This is a genomic window from Rhodovulum sp. MB263 (assembly GCF_002073975.1).
GTDB lineage: Bacteria > Pseudomonadota > Alphaproteobacteria > Rhodobacterales > Rhodobacteraceae > Rhodovulum.
Window position 1 is genome coordinate 448,883 of the sequence record NZ_CP020384.1, and the last position, 17,385, is coordinate 466,267.

At 69.0% G+C, this 17,385-nt stretch carries 16 protein-coding genes; 14 read left to right on the forward strand and 2 right to left on the reverse strand.

Annotation, left to right across the window (positions count from 1 at the left end):
* The first annotated feature begins 148 nt into the window (after positions 1–148).
* From B5V46_RS02260 to B5V46_RS02300, 9 genes are all read left to right on the forward strand, one after another.
* A complete protein-coding gene (locus B5V46_RS02260; RefSeq protein ID WP_080615080.1) occupies positions 149–457 on the forward strand; it encodes an STAS domain-containing protein in 309 nt (102 codons plus the stop codon).
* 31 nt (positions 458–488) lie between these two features.
* The gene (locus B5V46_RS02265; protein WP_080615081.1) at positions 489–857 is read left to right on the forward strand and encodes a response regulator; all 369 of its coding nucleotides are present in this window, start codon (positions 489–491) and stop codon (positions 855–857) included.
* Positions 854–2,851 carry a chemotaxis protein CheA gene (locus tag B5V46_RS02270; RefSeq protein WP_080615082.1) on the forward strand — a complete coding sequence of 666 codons (1,998 nt, stop codon included), beginning with the start codon at positions 854–856 and terminating at the stop codon, positions 2,849–2,851. The genes B5V46_RS02265 and B5V46_RS02270 overlap by 4 nt, the downstream gene beginning before the upstream one ends.
* Positions 2,848–3,402 carry a chemotaxis protein CheW gene (locus B5V46_RS02275; protein WP_196774319.1) on the forward strand — a complete coding sequence of 185 codons (555 nt, stop codon included), beginning with the start codon at positions 2,848–2,850 and terminating at the stop codon, positions 3,400–3,402. Before B5V46_RS02270 ends, B5V46_RS02275 begins: the two co-directional genes overlap by 4 nt.
* Positions 3,399–5,117 carry a methyl-accepting chemotaxis protein gene (locus tag B5V46_RS02280; RefSeq protein ID WP_080615084.1) on the forward strand — a complete coding sequence of 573 codons (1,719 nt, stop codon included), beginning with the start codon at positions 3,399–3,401 and terminating at the stop codon, positions 5,115–5,117. The genes B5V46_RS02275 and B5V46_RS02280 overlap by 4 nt, the downstream gene beginning before the upstream one ends.
* Positions 5,118–5,186: 69 nt before the next feature.
* Entirely contained in the window at positions 5,187–5,654 is a 468-nt protein-coding gene (locus B5V46_RS02285; RefSeq protein ID WP_080615085.1) for a chemotaxis protein CheW, read from the forward strand.
* A 47-nt stretch (positions 5,655–5,701) separates the two neighbouring features.
* Positions 5,702–6,577: a protein-glutamate O-methyltransferase CheR gene (locus B5V46_RS02290; protein WP_080615086.1), complete on the forward strand. Its 876-nt coding sequence runs from the start codon at positions 5,702–5,704 to the stop codon at positions 6,575–6,577.
* Positions 6,578–6,584: 7 nt separating this feature from the next.
* Positions 6,585–7,721, forward strand: coding sequence for a chemotaxis response regulator protein-glutamate methylesterase (locus tag B5V46_RS02295; protein ID WP_080615087.1), 1,137 nt, complete (start codon positions 6,585–6,587; stop codon positions 7,719–7,721).
* A gap of 89 nt (positions 7,722–7,810) precedes the next feature.
* On the forward strand, positions 7,811–9,505 hold the full coding sequence (locus B5V46_RS02300; protein ID WP_155773897.1) for a hypothetical protein: 1,695 nt from the start codon (positions 7,811–7,813) through the stop codon (positions 9,503–9,505).
* 128 nt (positions 9,506–9,633) lie between these two features.
* On the opposite strand, the gene B5V46_RS02305 is transcribed toward B5V46_RS02300, so the two are convergent.
* The gene (locus B5V46_RS02305; protein WP_080615089.1) at positions 9,634–10,125 is read right to left on the reverse strand and encodes a hypothetical protein; all 492 of its coding nucleotides are present in this window, start codon (positions 10,123–10,125) and stop codon (positions 9,634–9,636) included.
* Positions 10,126–10,818: 693 nt separating this feature from the next.
* On the opposite strand from B5V46_RS02305, the gene B5V46_RS19470 reads away from it, so the two are divergent.
* The gene (locus B5V46_RS19470; RefSeq protein WP_196774320.1) at positions 10,819–11,256 is read left to right on the forward strand and encodes a hypothetical protein; all 438 of its coding nucleotides are present in this window, start codon (positions 10,819–10,821) and stop codon (positions 11,254–11,256) included.
* Complete coding sequence (locus B5V46_RS19475; RefSeq protein ID WP_155773899.1) at positions 11,257–11,421, forward strand: hypothetical protein; 165 nt, start codon at positions 11,257–11,259, stop codon at positions 11,419–11,421.
* A gap of 757 nt (positions 11,422–12,178) precedes the next feature.
* On the opposite strand, the gene B5V46_RS02315 is transcribed toward B5V46_RS19475, so the two are convergent.
* Positions 12,179–14,167: a TonB-dependent receptor plug domain-containing protein gene (locus B5V46_RS02315; RefSeq protein ID WP_231119201.1), complete on the reverse strand. Its 1,989-nt coding sequence runs from the start codon at positions 14,165–14,167 to the stop codon at positions 12,179–12,181.
* 255 nt (positions 14,168–14,422) lie between these two features.
* Between B5V46_RS02315 and B5V46_RS02320 the strand changes: the two genes are divergently transcribed.
* The 3 genes from B5V46_RS02320 to B5V46_RS02330 are packed head-to-tail and all read left to right on the forward strand — an operon-like array spanning position 14,423 to position 17,383.
* Positions 14,423–15,472 (forward strand): hemin-degrading factor, encoded by a 1,050-nt coding sequence (locus B5V46_RS02320; RefSeq protein ID WP_080615091.1) that lies wholly within the window; start codon positions 14,423–14,425, stop codon positions 15,470–15,472.
* On the forward strand, positions 15,469–16,302 hold the full coding sequence (locus B5V46_RS02325) for a hemin ABC transporter substrate-binding protein (protein ID WP_080615092.1): 834 nt from the start codon (positions 15,469–15,471) through the stop codon (positions 16,300–16,302). The genes B5V46_RS02320 and B5V46_RS02325 overlap by 4 nt, the downstream gene beginning before the upstream one ends.
* A 4-nt stretch (positions 16,303–16,306) precedes the next feature.
* Complete coding sequence (locus tag B5V46_RS02330) at positions 16,307–17,383, forward strand: iron ABC transporter permease (RefSeq protein WP_080615093.1); 1,077 nt, start codon at positions 16,307–16,309, stop codon at positions 17,381–17,383.
* Positions 17,384–17,385: the final 2 nt, after the last annotated feature.

Below are 17,385 nucleotides of genomic sequence, written 5' to 3' on the forward strand. Positions count from 1 at the left end.
GTGATTCAGGCATTTTTGGGGAAAGCCTTTAAAATTCCTCCAAATCGCTGTTTGGCGCCGCCGTGCTTCTCGGCCAGAACGCCAGTGTTCGGAAACAGAACGGGGCCCACGCCTCGTTTATTCCTGGAGCCTGGACGGAGATACGGAAATGGACCCCGAAAAAACCGACGAGATCGGACCGGGAGAGGTATGCCTCGCGCAGGAGCTCGGCCCGCGTGACGCCGCCGGCATTCGCGACCGGTTGCTGGCCGCCCTGAGCGGGGACGGCGCCATTCGCGTCGATACATCCGCCGCGACCGGGATGCATGCGGCGATCCTTCAGATCCTGGCCGCGGCCGCGCGCGATGCGGCGCGGCAGGGCCGGTCCTTCACCCTGATCGCTCCGCCAGGCGGTGCCTGCGCGACCGCCTTCGAGAGGGCGGGTCTCGACCTGCCCGGACAGGCCCCGGCCGCCTGATCCGGGCCCCCTTCGCTTCTGGAGAATTGCCATGTCAAAGACGATCCTCGCCATCGACGATTCGCCGTCGATCCTGCAAATGGTGGCGCATACCCTCACCACGGCCGGTTACCGCGTGATCGAGGCGGTCGACGGGGCGGACGGCTATGACAAGGCCGTCGCCAACCGGATCGACGCGGTCATCACCGATCTGAACATGCCCCGGCTGAACGGGCTCGATTTCATCCGCAAGTATCGCAGCCATGGCACGAGCGCGGGTGTGCCCATCGTGTTTCTGACCACCGAGACCGATGACGGGCTGAAGCGCGAGGCCAGGGAGGCGGGCGCCACCGGCTGGATCGCCAAGCCCTTCAGGCAGGATCAGCTGCTGGCGGTCGTCAGAAAGGTGGCCGGAGCATGACCCTGTCCTCAGATCCCGCCGAGACCTTCCGCCAGGAGGCGCGCGACCTTCTCGACACGCTGGAACAGACGCTTCTGGATCTCGAGCAGGACCCGGGCGACGGCGCGCTGGTCGATGCCAGCTTCCGCGCCCTGCATACGCTGAAGGGGTCGGGTGCGATGTTCGGCTATGACGAGGTGGCCGGCTTCGTGCATGAATTCGAGACCGCCTTCGACCGTGTCCGCAAGGGCAGGGCGGCGATCAGCCCGGGCCTGGTCAGGATCGCGCTGGCGGCAAGGGACCATATCGCCGATCTGATCGGCGCGCCGGGCCGGCATGCCGCCGAGGGCGCCCCGATCCTCGCGGCGCTGCGCGACATCGTCGATACCAGGGCGGGAACTGCGCCCGCCGGAGCGGCAGAGGCCGCCGAGACAGGCCCCGAGACATCCCCCGGGACAGGCCCTGACGGCGTTCGGCTGCGGTTCCGGCTGCCGCCCGATGCCATCGCCTTCGGGACCGACCCGCTTTTGCTGCTGGACGAGCTGCGCGAGCTGGGGGCCAGCGGCATCGTCGCGCTGACCGACCGGTTGCCCGGGCTCGAGGAGATCGACCCGACCGGCACCTATCTGGACTGGGAGGCCCGTTTCGAGGCCGGGATCTCGTCCGAACAGATCGACGATGTCTTCCTGTTCCTGCGCGAGGGCATGGAGCTGACGCTAGAGCCGCTGCAACCGCCGGAGGCCACGGAGGAAACCTCCGGCGATGCGGCGCCCCTGGCAGAGCCTGCCGGGGCAATCCGGCGCGGGCGCGAGGCGGAGGGCCGGGCGGCCTCCTCGCTCCGGGTTCCGGCCGAGCGGCTGGACGAGCTGATGGACCGGGTCGGCGAACTGGTGATCGCCCAGTCGCGGCTGGCCCAGATCGCGGGCGCGGGGGGCGATCTGAACCTCAAGGCCGTGGTCGAGGAGCTTGAAAGGCTCTCTTCGGGCCTGCGCGACACCACGATGGGCATCCGCATGGTGCCGATCGGCACGCTGTTCTCGCGCTTCCGGCGGCTGGTGCACGACCTGTCGGGCGAGCTTGGCAAGGAGATCGACTTCGTCACCAGCGGCGAGGAGACCGAGCTTGACAAGACCATGATCGAGCGGCTTGCCGATCCGCTGGTGCACCTGATCCGCAACGCCATCGACCATGGCGTCGAGGCGCCCGGGACGCGCGGCCATGCCGGCAAGCCCGCCCGCGGCCGGGTACGGCTCTCGGCCGCCCATACCGGGGCCGAGGTGGCGATCTCGATCGCCGATGACGGCGCCGGGCTCGACCCGGTCCGGATCCGCGCCAAGGCCGAGCAGAACGGCCTCGTGACGCCCGAGCAGAAGCTGACCGAGCAGGAGCTGTTCCAGCTCGTGTTCCATCCCGGGTTCTCGACCGCGACGGAGGTCACCTCGATCTCGGGGCGCGGGGTCGGCATGGATGTGGTCAAGCGCACCATCGAGGGGCTGCGCGGAACCATCGAACTGACCAGCACGCCCGGCCAGGGCACGGTGGCGACGCTGCGGCTGCCGCTGACGCTGGCGATCATCGAAAGCATGCTGGTGCAGGTCGGGGCCGGGCGCTATGCGATCCCGCTTTCGGCGGTGGAGGAATGCGTCGAGCTGTCCGCCGCGCAGGAGGGCAGGGCCACCGGGCGCAACTTCCTGAACATCCGAGGGCGGCTGGTGCCGTTCCTGCGGCTGCGCGAGCTGTTCGGCACCCGGGCCGAACGGGCCGAACACCAGAAGGTGGTGATCGTTTCGGCGGGCGAGGCGCGGGTCGGGCTGGTGGTCGACCAGATCATCGGCAACAGCCAGACCGTCATCAAGTCGCTGTCGAAGCTTCATGCCGATGTCGAGACCTTCTCGGGCGCGACCATCCTCGGCGACGGCACGGTGGCGATGATCCTCGATGTCGGCGCCCTCGTGGGCTTCGGCCAGGCCCGTGAAAGCCGTCTGCGCGGCGAACAACTGGGGAGGGTGGCATGAGCCCCGCTGACAAGGACGGCACCGGTAAGGACGGCATCGGGCAGGACGGCGCTGGCAAGGAGGGCGGGCCTGCCTCAATGCGCGCGCTCACCATCGGGCTTCGGGGCGAGGTATTCGCGCTTCCCGCCGAGACCGTGAGCGAGATCCTCGACATGGGTCCGGTGACCGAGGTGCCAAATGCGCGGGCCTTCGTGAACGGTGTCATCAATGTGCGCGGCAAGGTGGTGCCGCTTGCCGATCTGCGGGTGATGTTCGGCATGGAGCGCACGCCGCCCGATGCCGATACCCGCATCGTCGTCACCGAGATCGACCTCGACGGCGAACCGACCCTGGTCGGGATCATCGCCGACAAGGTGCATGACGTGACCGAGATCTCGGAGGCTTCCGTCGAGGAGGCGCCGAAGGTCGGCATGCGCTGGCCCGCCGAATTCCTGCGCGGCATCGGCAGGCATGGCGACGACTTCATAATCATCCCGGACATGGGCCGGATCTTCGGATCGAAGGGGGATCGCGATCCGTCCTTCGCCACGGACGAAAGGACAGTGAAATGAACCTATCCCTCAGAGCAAAGCTCTCTCTCGCCTTCGGCGCCCTGCTGCTGCTGATCAGCCTTTTGGGGGGCGTGGCGATCCTGCAGATGAACCGGATCAACGCGCAGTCGACGATCATCGCCGAAAACTGGTTGCCCAGCGTCGACGAAGTGCGCAAGCTCGACACGATCATGGCCAGGTATCGCGCCTACGAGTATGCGCATGTTCTGGCCACCGGCGACTCCGAATTCGAACGGATCGAGACCCATATCGACAGCATCCGGGGTCAGCTCGACGCCAGCGGCGCCGCCTATGAGGCTCTGATCATCGCGCCCGAGGAACGTCAGCTTTACACGCGGTTCAATGACAAGCTCGCGAGCTATCTCGAGAATTCCAAACGGATCCTGCACTATTCGCGCAGCAACCAGAAGGACCTGGCGAGCCGCCAGATGAGCGACTCGTTGGCGCAGTTCGACACGGTCACGGCCGATCTGACGCAACTGGTGGCCTTCAGTTCGAACGGCGCGCAATCGGCCAGTGCCGAGGGCGACATCGCCTATGCGACCTCGCAGAAGGTGGTGTTCGGGATGATCGCGCTGGCGCTTCTCGTCGGCATCGGCACTGCCATCTTCCTGATCCGCAACATCACCCGGGCGCTGGGCGGCGAGCCCGACTATGCCCGCGACGTGATCCGCGAGATCGCGGGCGGCAATCTCGAAGTCGCTGTGGTGACCCGCGCGGGCGACAGCGACAGCCTGCTGGCGGCGGCACGCGACATGGTGGCCAAGCTGAGGGAAGTGATCACCGAGGTCGCGGTCTCGGCCCGCAATGTGGGCTCGGGCAGCCAGGAGATGTCGGCCGCGGCCGAAGAGCTGGGCCAGGGCGCCACCGAGCAGGCGGCGTCGACCGAGGAAGTGTCCTCGTCGATGGAAGAGATGGCCGCCAATATCAAGCAGAATGCCGACAATGCCGCGCAGACCGAGAAGATCGCGCGCCAGTCGGCGGGCGATGCCAAAAGCAGCGGCGAGGCCGTGGGCAAGGCCGTCAGGGCGATGGAGACCATCGCCGAGAAGATCCTGATCGTGCAGGAAATCGCCCGTCAGACCGATCTTCTGGCACTGAATGCGGCGGTCGAGGCGGCGCGGGCCGGCGAACACGGGCGCGGTTTTGCGGTGGTGGCCTCCGAGGTGCGCAAGCTGGCCGAGCGCAGCCAGGCCGCCGCGCAGGAGATCTCGGGCCTCTCGGGCGACACGGTCAAGGCCGCGCAGCAGGCCGGCGAGATGCTGACCCGGCTGGTGCCCGACATCCAGCGCACCTCCGAACTGGTGGCCGAGATCTCGAATGCCAGCCAGGAGCAGAATGCCGGGGCCGCCCAGATCAACGTCGCGATCCAGCAGCTCGACAAGGTGACCCAGCAGAATACCTCGGCCTCCGAACAGATGGCCTCGACCGCCGAAGAGCTGGAAAGCCAGTCCGGCCAGCTGCAGCAGGTGATCGGCTATTTCCGGCTGGCGCTCGATGAACTGGCCGGGCGCGGCGGAGCCCATGCTGCGGGGGCGTCCCGGGCTGGCCGGGCCGACAGCTCGCCGGTCGAGGAGGCGATCCGCCGGACCCTCACCGCCCCGGGCCGCCGCCATCCCGCCCCTTCGCACAAGGCCGCGGCCGGAGGCTTCATGCTCGACATGGGCGGCGATGACGAGATCGACGGACAGTTCCTGCGCCCTGGCGCGGTCTGAGCCGTCCCGCCTTCCTCGTCCCGGCCGCCGGAGCGTGCGGCCGGGACCCGAACATCCCCGGAGATCAGAATGGCCGATCAGACCCAATATGTGACGCTCGGCGCCGCCGACTGTCTCTTCGCCGTGCCCGTCGAACGGGTGCAGCAGATCCTCGAAACCCAGCCGATCGCGGCGATGCCGCATGCGCCGGCCGATTTTCTGGGCATGATCGACATGCGCGGCCAGAGCGTGCCGGTGATGGATCTGCGCACCCGGCTGGCGCTGACGGCGGCCGAGGACAGCCACAGCACCCGGATCATGGTGCTCGATGCCCGTATCGGCGAGGTGCCGCGTCGGATCGGGCTGAAGACGGACCGGGTGTTCGAGGTCACCGAGCTCGATACCGGCTCGATGGAGGCGCCGCCCGATCTGGGCGCCTCCTGGCGCACCGAGTTCGTGGCAGGCGTCGGCCGCCGGAACGGCGCCTTCGTGACCGTTCTCGACCTCGACCGCCTGTTCGCCGCGGACGACCTGCCCGCCGCTGCCGCCTGCCCCTGAGGCCGGGATCCGGCCCGACCGCGCCCTCTGGTTTCACGGAGACCGACATGTCCGCCTCTTCGCTTGCCCTTTTGCAGACCGGCTGCGCCGAAACCGGCGACCGCATCGACGACCAGAGCTTCGCGCGCATCGCCGCGCTGGTGAACCGCCAGACCGGCATCCGGCTGCCGCCCTCGAAACGGACCATGGTCGAGGCGCGGCTGAGACGGCGCATGCGCGCCTGCGGCAAGCCGGACCTCGCCGCCTATTGCCGCTTCCTGTTCGACGAGGGCGGGCTCGACCGCGAGACCCTGCACCTGATCGACGTGGTCACCACCAACAAGACCGATTTCTTCCGCGAGCCCGACCATTTCCGGTTTCTGGCCGGTCCCGGGCTCGAGGCGATGCTGGCGCGGCGCGGCCGGCCCTCGCGGTTGAAGCTCTGGAGCGCGGCCAGCTCGATCGGGGCCGAGGCCTATACCATCGCCATGGTGCTGGCCGATGCGGCGGCGCGGGGCCCGGGCTTCGATTTCACCGTTCTGGGCACCGACATCTCGACCGCGGTGCTGGCCCAGGCCCGGATGGCGATCTATCCCAGCGCGTTCGCAGCGCCGGTGCCCGAGCCGATGCGCCGACGCTATTTCATGCAGGCGCGCGACCCGGCCCGCCAGGAGCTGCGGGTGGTGCCCGAGCTGCGCGCCCGGGTCTCCTTCGCGCGGCTCAACCTGATGGAGGCGCAATATGCCGTCGATGCCGATTTCGACGCGATCTTCCTGCGCAATGTCCTGATCTATTTCGAGCGCGAGGTGCAGATCGCCGTGGTCGGACGGCTGATCCGCCATATCCGGCCGGGCGGGTTCCTGTTTCTCGGCCATTCCGAAAGTTCGGTCGGAAACGAGCTGCCCTTGCGCCAGCTCGCCCCGGCGACGTTTCAGGTTCTGTGAGGATGCGATGACCTTCCAATCCGGCTTTACCGGCCAATCCAGCCTTCCCGGCAGGAAATGGCGTGTCCTGATCGTCGACGATTCCGCCTCGGTGCGGCGCGTTCTCAGCGACATCATTGCCAGCGACCCCTGTCTCGAGGTCATGGGCACCGCCGCCGATCCCTATGCCGCGGCCGAGCGGATCGGCCGCGAGCTGCCCGACGTGATCTTTCTCGATATCGAGATGCCGCGCATGGACGGGCTGACCTTCCTGCGCAAGATCATGGCCCAGCGCCCGCTGCCGGTGGTGATCTGCTCGAGCCTGACCGAAGAGGGCTCGGCCGCGCTGATGGCGGCGATGGAGGCGGGCGCGGTCGATGTCGTGACCAAGCCCCGGATGGGCTCGGTCGAGTTCCTGCAGCATTCGCGGATGATGATCTGCGACACTGCGCGTGCCGCGGCCCAGGCACGGCTCCGGCCGGTGCGGGCCCGGCGGATGCAGGTCGAGAAGAAGCTCAGCGCCGATGCGGTGCTGCCGCCCCGGCCCGGGCGCGGCCCGGCCCGGGCCAGTGCCGAACGGATCGTCTGCATCGGGGCCTCGACCGGCGGGACCGAGGCGATCCGCGAGGTGCTCGAGGCCCTGCCGGCCGATTGCCCGCCGGTCGTGATCGTCCAGCACATGCCCGAGGGCTTTACCGCGGCCTTTGCCCGGCGGCTCGACGGGCTTTGTGCGATGAGCGTGCGCGAGGCCCGCGACGGCGATCCGATCCTGCCCGGTCAGGTGCTGATCGCGCCGGGCAACCGTCACATGACCATCGCGCGGGCCGGCGCGCATGCGCGGGTGACTATTCTCGACGGACCGCCGGTCTGCCGGCACCGGCCTTCGGTCGACGTGATGTTCCGCTCGGCGGCACAGCAGCTCGGCAGCGGTGCGGCGGGGATCCTGCTGACCGGCATGGGCGAGGATGGCGCGCAGGGACTTCTGGAAATGCGCGAGACCGGTGCCGCGACCTTCGCCCAGGATGAGGAAAGCTCGGTGGTCTACGGCATGCCGCGCGAGGCCGTCGAACGCGGCGCGGCGGGCCGGGTCCTGCCGCTTTCGCGCATCGCGCCCGCGATCCTGCAATTCGGCGCGACGCCCGCCCCCTGCGGGGCAGGCAAATGAGCGCGGCAACGGCGCGGTTGTGGCGGCCGGAACCGGCGGCTCTCCCTCTCGCCGAAGCCATGGTCGCCGAAGCCCTGGCCCCCCAAACTATGGCCCACGAAACCCTTGCCGAGATCGCCTCGGGGCGGTTCGCGGCGGCCATCGCCGGGCCGCGCGAGACGATCGAGCAGGCCTTCCTGGCGATGGGAAACGGGCTGATGTCGGGCGCGCGGCTGCTTTCCGATATTGCGGATGCGCATCGCGACATGGCTCTGGAATTTGAGGGCGAGGCCTTCCTTGGCGGGATCGGGCAGATCGGTCTGTTGCGCGAGGAGGTCGGCCGGGTGCTGGAGGGCATTGCCAGCGGCGATGCCGAGATCGCCCGGCTGGATGAGACCACCAGGGAGGTACGGCGGCCGCTTGAACAGATGGAGGCGTCGATCCGTCTTCTGAGCCTTGTCGCCGTCAATGCCCGGATCGTGGCGGCCGGGATCGGCGCGGAACAGAACGATCTGAACGCCTTTACCGGCGAGATGGCGGGGATCGCGGCCGAGGCGCTGGGGGCGGTGCGCTCGATTGCCGAGGTGCATGAGCGGGTCTGTCGCAGCGTCGCCGGGATCCGCCGCAGCCAGGCCGAGTTCAGCCGCGATCATTGCCGGACCATGGCCGCGATCCGCGACCGGCTGGATGCGGATCTGCAGAGCCTCGAGGCGCAGCGGGCGCAGGCGGCCGAACATGCGGGCAAGTCGGCGGTGCTGGCGGCGGGCATCGGTGCCGAGGTCGGCCGGGCGGTCGCGGCGGTGCAGACGGGCGACATGACACGGCAGCGGCTTGAACATGTCGAGGCGATCCTCGCCCGGCTTGGCGCGGCCGGAACAGAGGCGCCGCGGCTGGCGGCGCTGCTGGGGCCGCTCGCGGCCGCGCAGCTGCGCGCGACGCATGAGGATTTCACCGCCGAGCTGGCGCAGTTCGTCGCCGCGCTCGAGGCGATGCGGGTCGATGCCGACGCGGTGCTGCGTGCCGGCACCGAACGGGCCGGGCGGACGCTGGCCGCGAGCGGCGAGGCGCTGGCCGCGCTGGTGCGCGATCTGCGCTCGATCGGTCCGCTGCTGGAGGACGATGCCCGCAACCGGGAGACCGCCCGCCGTCTGGGCGAAGGCGCGGCCGATGCGATGCAGCAGATGATGGCGCGGATCGAGGTGCTGGAACGCACCGAGCACGATGTGCGGCTTCTGGGGCTGAACATGGCGATCCGGTGCAGCGGGCTTGGCGACCGGGCCAGCGGCTTGCGGGTCATTGCAAGGGAACTCAGCGGCATCGCGGCCGAGACCAGCGCGGCGGCGCTGCGCATCCGCGAGATCCTCGACGGGGCGCAGAAGACCGTGGTCGATGCGCGGCGCCGTGCCGCCGAAGGGCGCGGGGTCGAGGGCGATCCGGCGGTCGCGGCCGCTCAGCTCGAAACCGTGCTCGACCGGCTCAGGGCACATGGGGCGACCCTGGCCGAGGCCTGCCCGCGCACCATCGCCCTTTTGGACCAGACCGCCGGGCAGGCGCAGAGCGTCGGTGCCAGCGGCGATGGCTGGCCCGAACGCGTCGCGCGGCTGGGCGGGGCACAGGGCGCGCCGTCCACCGAAGAGGTGGCGGCCTTCGGCGATCTGCTGGCCGGTCTGCGGCGGCTATACACGATGCAGCGAGAGCGGCGCCTGCATGATGCCGTGCTGGGGCTGCCCTCGCCCGGGGACGAAGCCGAGGAGGCGCCTGCCGGGGCGGCGGGTGACGGCGAGATCGACGGGTTCCTGTTCTGACCCCTCAGGGTCGGCAGGCCGGCAGGGGCGGAGCATCCGCGTTCCCGCGAAACGACCGGCCCCCGGGGGGGGGCCGGTCGGCCGGTCGTGGCGGAGGCGGCGGTGCGCCCCGATCAGGTCCTGGTGGGTCAGCCGTCGATATGGTCGACGACAGCGCGGGCGAAGGTGGCCACCAGCGCCACATAGACCTCTTCGCTGGTGGGCGTTATCACGGTGACGTCGGTTCCTTCGGGCAGCATCGGCATGATCTGGTTCATCTTGACGGTCAGATCGAAGGTCTCGAAGTTGGAATTGTCTTCCATGTCGATCACGTTGACCGTGCCCGAAAGCTGGTTGTCGGCGGCGCCGATCTGCTCCTGGAAGAAATTGGCCAGTTCGACCTCGTTCATGTCGATCTTGATGTCCATGCCCGTGTCGCCCAGACGGCCGACCAGTTGCGAGGCGATGGCGGCCTCCAGATCCTCGTCAAGCGTCTTCCAGTAGGCGGCGGCCTGCGGGTTGTTGAGATCGGTCAGCGAGGTTTCGACATCGATCGACTTGATCGTCGGCATGTCCTCGGCCAGCGCCGGGGCGGCGATCGTCGCGCCAAGCAGCGCGGCCAGAAGCGAAGTGCGAATCATCGTTTTTCTCCGTTCTTTTGGGGTGGACCGGCAGCGGTCTCGGGCCGCCATGTCCATCGCTGAAAGAACGCCCGGTCCCGCTTCGGGTTCCCGCCGGGGGACGGAGGAGCGGGCAGATGGTCGGATTTCCGCTCATCGGGGTGCCGGTGCGGCCAGGCCGGGACAGACCGGCAGACCTGTTCCGGAATGCCACCCGCCTGGCCCGACTTGGGCCCATTGGTGCCGCATCAAGGCGAAGTTCTGTCCCGCGCGGGGCGAATCGCAGCTTGTCGCGCCCATAGCGGCAGCCCATGCGCGGGGTGCCACCGCAAGCGCAAGGCAGGGGGGCGCCGTAAGCCGGGGCGAGGCGCCGGGCAGGGCCGAGAACGGATGCCTCAGCGTGGCGAAGATATCTTGCGCTCCCTCAGGGGCGGCTTCGCAGCTTCGGCGGCGATGAGTGCGGGGCGCGCTTGTCGTCTTTTTCCCGTCCGCCGTCCTGGGCATTCAGATCGCCGGAGGCATGGCGGTCGGTTTCCTCGGCGCCAATGAGGGACGCACGTGGCTGCACGCCAGGCACGACCGCGCCATGCTGGCCCGCGGCCAGTCGCGCCAGCCGCCAGGACCCGGAGGGACTGCTCCATGACCGTTTCCGCCGCGAGGGCTTCCAGGCCACGATCCGCAATGCCGTGGAGCAGGCGGATCCTGGCGGCTGCGTTGTCGGCGGGGAAGGCGAGTTTCGGTATCGAAACGCTGACCGGCGGCGCGTCCGGCATGGCGGGCGAAGGGTGGCCCGAAAGCGAGCTCTCGGGTTCGCTGCGCCGGGACCTGCGGATGCCGACGATGCGCCCGGCGGCCGGGGAGGGCATCCGCTCGGTGCTCGGCAATGATCCGCCCCGGGTCTCGATCATTCTCGCTGCCCATGCCGGGCAGACCGATCCGGGGCCTGTTATGTTCGCGTATCCGGGCAGGCAGTGGCGCGACGTGGCGGGCGGTCATTTCGAGGAAGGGCCGCAGGATATCTCGCCCATGAGCGTTCATTTCGACAGCGATGGCATGCCCGCCGAGGTGGTCAGGGTCGACGAATTCCCCGAGGGCGGCCCGCCCCGAATTATCGGCACCGATCCGGACGGTTTCCGCGCCCAGAGGGTGTAATTGATCCGCAGCCCGGTCCCGGCGCTGGCCTTTGCCACGGTCTTCGGCGCGCGCGCCGAAGGCGGGGTCCGGTCGATGCAGTATCAGGCCGTCGCCGGAAACCCCAATGGCGTTTCTCCCGATCCCGACCCGCTGGTTTCCGAGGGTGCCGGGAAGAATACCTAGGTGAAAGCCGATCCCGAGTCGAGCGAGAGAGTTTTCGATTTTCAGGCCGTCCCGATCCTGCGGCCGGGGGCCTGTCTCGGACCCGGCAGCGATGAACCCGGCCAGAGCGGGCTGCCCGCCGACGACCCCGACGCGCAGAGCCCGCTTTGCATCTGCCGGGTCTTCCGCCGCGTGGCGATGGGAATGGCCCGGTGCCCGGAGGATGATCCCGCGATCCGGTATGCCCGGGGCGACGAGGCCTGGCCGAAGGTCTTCCTTGCCGGGATCAGGCAGCAGGACGGCACCGGACCCGGACCCATGACGCGCCGGGGCTGCTCGATTCGTCCTCGAATGTCGCGGTCCGGCATCTCGCGGTCCAGGGTCCGGGGCCGGCCGCATTCCCGGTCCGGCCCGCCGCCGCCCGAAGTAGACCGCCAGAAATACCCTGCTGCCGCCCGATGGCCCGTTCGCCGAGCCGTCCCGCCCGACCGGGCCCGATGCCACGCCGATAGTCGGATACGGCCTGCCCGGGAGGAGGTTCGACAGGCGGATGGCGACGCCGTCACACTTCTTGCCGCAGCTCTGCTGGCAGAGCTGCGGCTGATCCGGCTTCGCCGGATGCGGACCCGCCCTGAGGGTGCGGGCGGGTCCCTGACCGGCCCCCGCCGGGCCTCGCGGTGCGGCGCGCGGGGCTCCGGTCGGGCGCCGCGATCCGCGAGGCACCCCCGGCAGCGGGCCGGGGGCAGGGGGCCGGCCGCGGGGGCGGCACGGCCGGGGCTCAGAAGGTCCTGGCCAGGGTCAGCTTGAAGGTCCGCCCCGGCGCGGGCCGGGTCGCCAGATGCGGCGTGTAGTCTAGATCGAAGGCGTTCTCGATGCCGGCGCGGATCTCGGTGCCCTTGAACACCCCGTCCTGCGGTCGCCAGGTGGCGCGCAGGTTGTGGACCGTGCTCGACCCCGACGGCTCGGCAGACCGGTTCATCTCGGCCGCATGCGCCACTTCCCAGCTCAGGTCCAGGGTGTCGCCCCATTTCCGGCCCAGCGTCACCCGGACCTGGTCTGCGGGCGTGCCTTCCCAGTCGTCCGGGACCCCCGGCGTGGTGATCTCGCCGCGCGCGATATCGGCATTGAGGTCGACATAATGGCCCGAAGGCAGGCTGTAGGCCGCCTCCAGTTCCAGCCCCTTCATCCGCGCATCGGTGATCGGCACCATCATGTCGGTGGTATAGGAGGTGATGTCCCAGACCGTGGTGTGATAGGCGGTGAGCTTCAGTGCCAGATCGTCGCCATCGGCAAAGACCGTGCCGCGGTCGTAGGAGAAGCCCAGCTCGTAGGTCCGGGCCTTTTCGCTGCGGGTCATGTAGGCGGGGGTGTCGAGATCGTCGATGATGGGCAGGTTCTCGGTATAGGCGGCGCCGCCGAAGACCGCCCATCCATTGCCGAAGGCATAGCGCGCCGACAGCCCGCCCATCAGCGCGTCATTGTCGTAATCGGCATAGCTGTCGCCACCGATATCCTGGCTCTCGTAGCGCAGCGCCGGGGTCAGCGTCAGACCGCCGAAGGAGATGTCGTCGACGACGAACAGCGCCCGGCGCCGGTCGGTGCCGCCCGGGGCCGAAGCGGCATCGAGCCGTTCCTTGCGGATATATTCGACCCCCATGCGCAGGTCATGGTCCAGCAGGCCGGTCTGGAACATGGCCTGGTTCCTGACGGTCAGCTTGGTCGTTTCGTAGCGGTGATCGGCATTGGTGGCAGCGAAGCCGCCGGGCGGGAAGGGGATGCCGCAGAATGTGGTCTCGCAGCTCGAACTGCCCGGCACGTAGTCCTGATCGATCTTCTGCTCGGCATAGCTGAGGGTGGCGGTCAGGTTGATAAGATCGTTGCCGGCCGGATTGAATCCGTATTCCAGAACGGCGGTCTTCGAGCGGATCTTGCGGTCGACATTGCCGAACATGTCGGTCGTCGTTCCGAAAGTGTCGTAGGGCACGTCCTTCTGGTCGGAACTGGTGTCGGAATAGCTGAGCTTGACATAATGCTCGCGCGCCTCGCCGAAGGTGTATTTGCCCTTCAGCATCCATGAGGGCAGGTCGAAGCCGTCATCGCCGATGCCATTGCCGTCGCCGTCCTTCTGCACGCCCTGGCTGCGATAGGTGTAGTTGCCCAGGAATTCGAGGTTCTCGTCGGGCTGCCAGGCGAAGATCGTCGAGGACGCCCAGGCATCGCCATTGGTGCCATATTGCAGGGTCTGGCGCAGCTTGAAGCCCGGCTCGCCGCCGGTGAAATCCGAGGCGTCCTTGGTGTCCAGCCGGATCAGCCCGCCGATGATGCCGGACCCGTATTCGAAGGTCCCGGCGGTGCCCCGGATCACGGTGACTTCCTTGTAAAGCGCGGGGTCCGTGAAAAGCTGGGTGCCGATCCGGTAGAGTTCTTCCGACCCGACCGAGGCCCCGTCGACCTGGATCGCGACCTTCTGGTCAGATCCATAGCTCGAGGTGGCGCCGAAGCCGCGGATGTTGATGCCCGAACCTTGCGGCGTGGTGCCGTTGATCAGCGACACGCCCGGCACGGAATCGACCAGTTCGGCGATGGTGGTGGCCTGCCGGTCCTCGATTTCCTCTTCGTCGACAACGGTTTCCGAGATCGCGGTATCGGTGCGCACCTCGCGCTTGCTCTGGCCGAGCATCACCGGGTCGAGGCTGAAGCTTTCCTGTGCGGTCGCGGGCCAGGCCAGACCAATCGCGGTGCCGCAGGCCAGCAGGCCTACGGTCATATGTCGTACCGTCATGTTCATCCCTTTGTCAGGTCACGAAAGTTTTCATGGCTTGCAAAAGGCTGGCGCATGTTCGGTGGCAGATCCGTCGGCGATCCCTCGCAGGACGGTCTTGCATCGGTTATGAAATCTGATAGTTTCTGTCAACAATGAGGGCCGCGGGAACGGCCCATGCGATCCAGCAAGCTGGGATGCCCCTAGGGCATGGCCCAGGCCAGACCGCGCAGCATCACGAACAGTCCGAAAGGGGCTCCCATGGGAGACGGCAAGCCGATGTCGCCAGAGCAGATCCGGTCGATCCGGCAGGAGAAATCGACCGCGCGGTCGCGCGATCTGGCCGACCGGCTGGGGCTGGCCGAGGCCGAGCTCCTGGCCGCCGAGGCCGGCCGAGGCGTGACCCGGATCGCCGCTCATCCCGATGCGCTGATGCAGGCGATGCCCGGCCTCGGCGAGGTGATGGCGCTGACCCGCAATGACAGCGCGGTGATCGAGAAGGTCGGCACCTATGGCGATTACACGCCCGGCGATCATGCCGCGATGGTGCTGAGCCCGGCCATCGATCTCAGGATCTTTCCCCGCCACTGGGTCCATGGCTTCGCCGTCGAGGAAGAGAAGGGCGGCAAGGCGCGCCGCTCGCTCCAGATCTTCGATGCGGCCGGGGATGCGGTGCACAAGATCCATCTGCGCGACGGCTCGGATGCCGGGGCCTGGCAGGATCTGGTGGCGGCGCTCCGGCTCGAGGACCAGTCCGACAGCCTGGCGCTCGATCCCCGCAGCCCGGTCGAGCCCGCCCTGATCCGGCCCGAAGCCGAAGCGACGCTGCGTGCGCAATGGGACCGGCTGACCGACACCCATCAATTCCTGCAGATGGTGCGCAAGCTGAAGATGAACCGGCTCGGGGCCTACCGGATCGCGGGCGCGCCCTATGTCCGGCCGCTGTCGCCCGGCTGTCTGCACGGGCTTCTGAACGCGCTGGCCGACGAGGCGCTGCCCTTCATGATGTTCGTCGGCAACCGGGGCTGCATCGAGATCCATTCTGGCCCGATCGCCACGGTCAAGCCGACAGGCCCCTGGCTGAACATCCTGGATCCGGGCTTCAACCTGCATCTGCGCGCCGATCGCGTGGCCGAGGTCTGGGCCGTCACCAAGCCCACCCGTCGCGGCCCGGCGATCTCGGTCGAGGCCTTCGATGCCGATGGCATGCTGATCCTGCAGGCCTTCGGCATGCGCGTGGGCGAGGTCGATCACACGGGGCCCTGGGGCGAGATCGTCGCGGCGCTGCCGGGGCTCGAGGTGGCGGTATGATCCGCCCGCTTGTCGCCCTGACGGTCGCGGTCCTGGCCGCGCTGCCCGCAGGGGCGGCCGAGCGCGTGGTCTCGCTTGGGGGCGCCGTGACCGAGATCGTCGCGGCGCTGGGCGAGGCCGACCGGCTGGTCGGGCGCGACACCACCTCGAGCTGGCCCGAGGCCGTGACCGCCCTGCCCGATCTGGGCTATGTCCGGGGGCTCTCGGCCGAGGGCGTGCTGTCGGTCGCCCCCGACCTGATCCTGGCCGAAGAGGGGGCGGGTCCGCCCGAGGCGGTCGATCTGCTGAAATCCGCCACGATCCCCTTCGTCGAGGTGCCCGACGGCTATGACCGCGAGGCGGTGGTTGCCAAGATCGAGACCGTTGCCGATGCGCTGGGTGTGCCTGAAAAGGGCGCGCTCCTCGCCGCCGATGTGGGGCGCGCGCTCGATGCCGCTGTCGCGCAGGCCGCCGAGGGCCCCGCGCGGCGGGTGTTGTTCGTCCTTTCCGTACAGGGCGGGCGGCTGCTGGCGGGCGGGCGCGACACCGCCGCCGACGGCATCATCCGGCTTGCGGGCGGGGTGAATGCCGTGACCGGCTTCGAGGGCTACAAGCCGCTTACCGACGAGGCCGTCACCCGGGCCGCCCCCGACGTGATCCTGATGATGTCGCGCGCGGGGGCCGAGGATCTGGAGGCCGAGGTGCTGGCCTTGCCGGCGGTCCGCACCACGCCCGCCGCCGCCCGTGGCGCGCTGGTCTCGATGGACGGGCTTTACCTTCTGGGCTTCGGTCCGCGCACGGCCCAGGCGGTGCGCGATCTGGCGGCCGCGCTCGACCGCGCGGGGAGCTGAGCCGGTGGTCGCAGTTTCGCCCGAACACTCCGGCCCCGCCCCGCACTGGGACCGCGCCCCCCGTGCCTGGCGGCTGACGGTGTTGCTGGCACTGGCGCTGGTGGCGATCTCTGCGGCAAGCCTTGCCGTCGGCGCCGCGGGCACCATGCCCTGGACGGTTCTGGCCGACATGGCGGCGGGGCGCGAGATCGCGCTGGCCGACCGGGTCGTTCTGTTCGAGATCCGCCTGCCGCGGCTTGCCATGGGCGCCCTGGTCGGCGCGGCGCTGGCGGTTTCGGGCGCGGTGATGCAGGGCCTCTTCCGCAACCCGCTGGCCGATCCGGCACTGGTCGGCATCAGCGCAGGAGCGGGACTGGGCGCGATCTCGGCCATCGTTCTGGGCGGGCTGCTGCCGGCGGCCATCGCGGGCGCTTTGGGCTATTACCTGGTGCCGCTGGCTGCTTTCGCAGGGGCCTGGGCGATGACGCTTCTGCTTTACGGGATCGCCACACGGCGCGGTCGGACGTCGATCGCGACCATGCTTTTGGGAGGCATCGCGCTCGGGGCGCTGGCCGGGGCGCTTTCGGGCATTCTGGTCTACATGGCCGATGACGCGCAGCTGCGCGACCTGACCTTCTGGCAGCTCGGCTCGCTTGCCGGGGCCACCTGGACCAAGCTTGCCGCCGCCGCGCCGCTGATGATCCTGGCGCTTGTCGCCGCGCCGATGCTGGGGCGGGGGCTGAACGGGCTGGCGCTGGGCGAGGCCGCCGCCGCGCATGTCGGCATCCCGGTGCAGCGGCTCAAGACCGTGGCGGTTCTGACCGTGGCGGGCGCCACCGGGGCCGCGGTCGCGGTCAGCGGCGGCATCGGCTTCGTCGGCATCGTCGTGCCGCATCTGCTGCGCCTCGCGACCGGGCCCGATCACCGCCCGCTGCTGGTCAATGCCGCCCTGCTGGGCGCGGCCCTGCTGATCGGTGCGGACATGATCGCCCGCAGCCTGATCGCGCCGGCCGAACTGCCCATCGGCATCGTCACCGCCATTCTCGGCGGGCCGGTCTTCCTGTGGATCCTGCTGCGTCGCCGCGGCCTGCTGGAGATCTGAGC

Excerpts from the sequence above, each read along its gene's own strand:
- B5V46_RS02260 (WP_080615080.1), top strand. The coding sequence starts at position 149 with ATGGACCCCGAAAAAACCGACGAGATCGGACCGGGAGAGGTATGCCTC.
- B5V46_RS02265 (WP_080615081.1), top strand. The coding sequence starts at position 489 with ATGTCAAAGACGATCCTCGCCATCGACGATTCGCCGTCGATCCTGCAA.
- B5V46_RS02270 (WP_080615082.1), top strand. The coding sequence starts at position 854 with ATGACCCTGTCCTCAGATCCCGCCGAGACCTTCCGCCAGGAGGCGCGC.
- B5V46_RS02275 (WP_196774319.1), top strand. The coding sequence starts at position 2,848 with ATGAGCCCCGCTGACAAGGACGGCACCGGTAAGGACGGCATCGGGCAG.
- B5V46_RS02280 (WP_080615084.1), top strand. The coding sequence starts at position 3,399 with ATGAACCTATCCCTCAGAGCAAAGCTCTCTCTCGCCTTCGGCGCCCTG.
- B5V46_RS02285 (WP_080615085.1), top strand. The coding sequence starts at position 5,187 with ATGGCCGATCAGACCCAATATGTGACGCTCGGCGCCGCCGACTGTCTC.
- B5V46_RS02290 (WP_080615086.1), top strand. The coding sequence starts at position 5,702 with ATGTCCGCCTCTTCGCTTGCCCTTTTGCAGACCGGCTGCGCCGAAACC.
- B5V46_RS02295 (WP_080615087.1), top strand. The coding sequence starts at position 6,585 with ATGACCTTCCAATCCGGCTTTACCGGCCAATCCAGCCTTCCCGGCAGG.
- B5V46_RS02300 (WP_155773897.1), top strand. The coding sequence starts at position 7,811 with ATGGCCCACGAAACCCTTGCCGAGATCGCCTCGGGGCGGTTCGCGGCG.
- B5V46_RS02305 (WP_080615089.1), bottom strand. The coding sequence starts at position 10,125 with ATGATTCGCACTTCGCTTCTGGCCGCGCTGCTTGGCGCGACGATCGCC.
- B5V46_RS02315 (WP_231119201.1), bottom strand. The coding sequence starts at position 14,167 with ATGACCGTAGGCCTGCTGGCCTGCGGCACCGCGATTGGTCTGGCCTGG.
- B5V46_RS02320 (WP_080615091.1), top strand. The coding sequence starts at position 14,423 with ATGGGAGACGGCAAGCCGATGTCGCCAGAGCAGATCCGGTCGATCCGG.
- B5V46_RS02325 (WP_080615092.1), top strand. The coding sequence starts at position 15,469 with ATGATCCGCCCGCTTGTCGCCCTGACGGTCGCGGTCCTGGCCGCGCTG.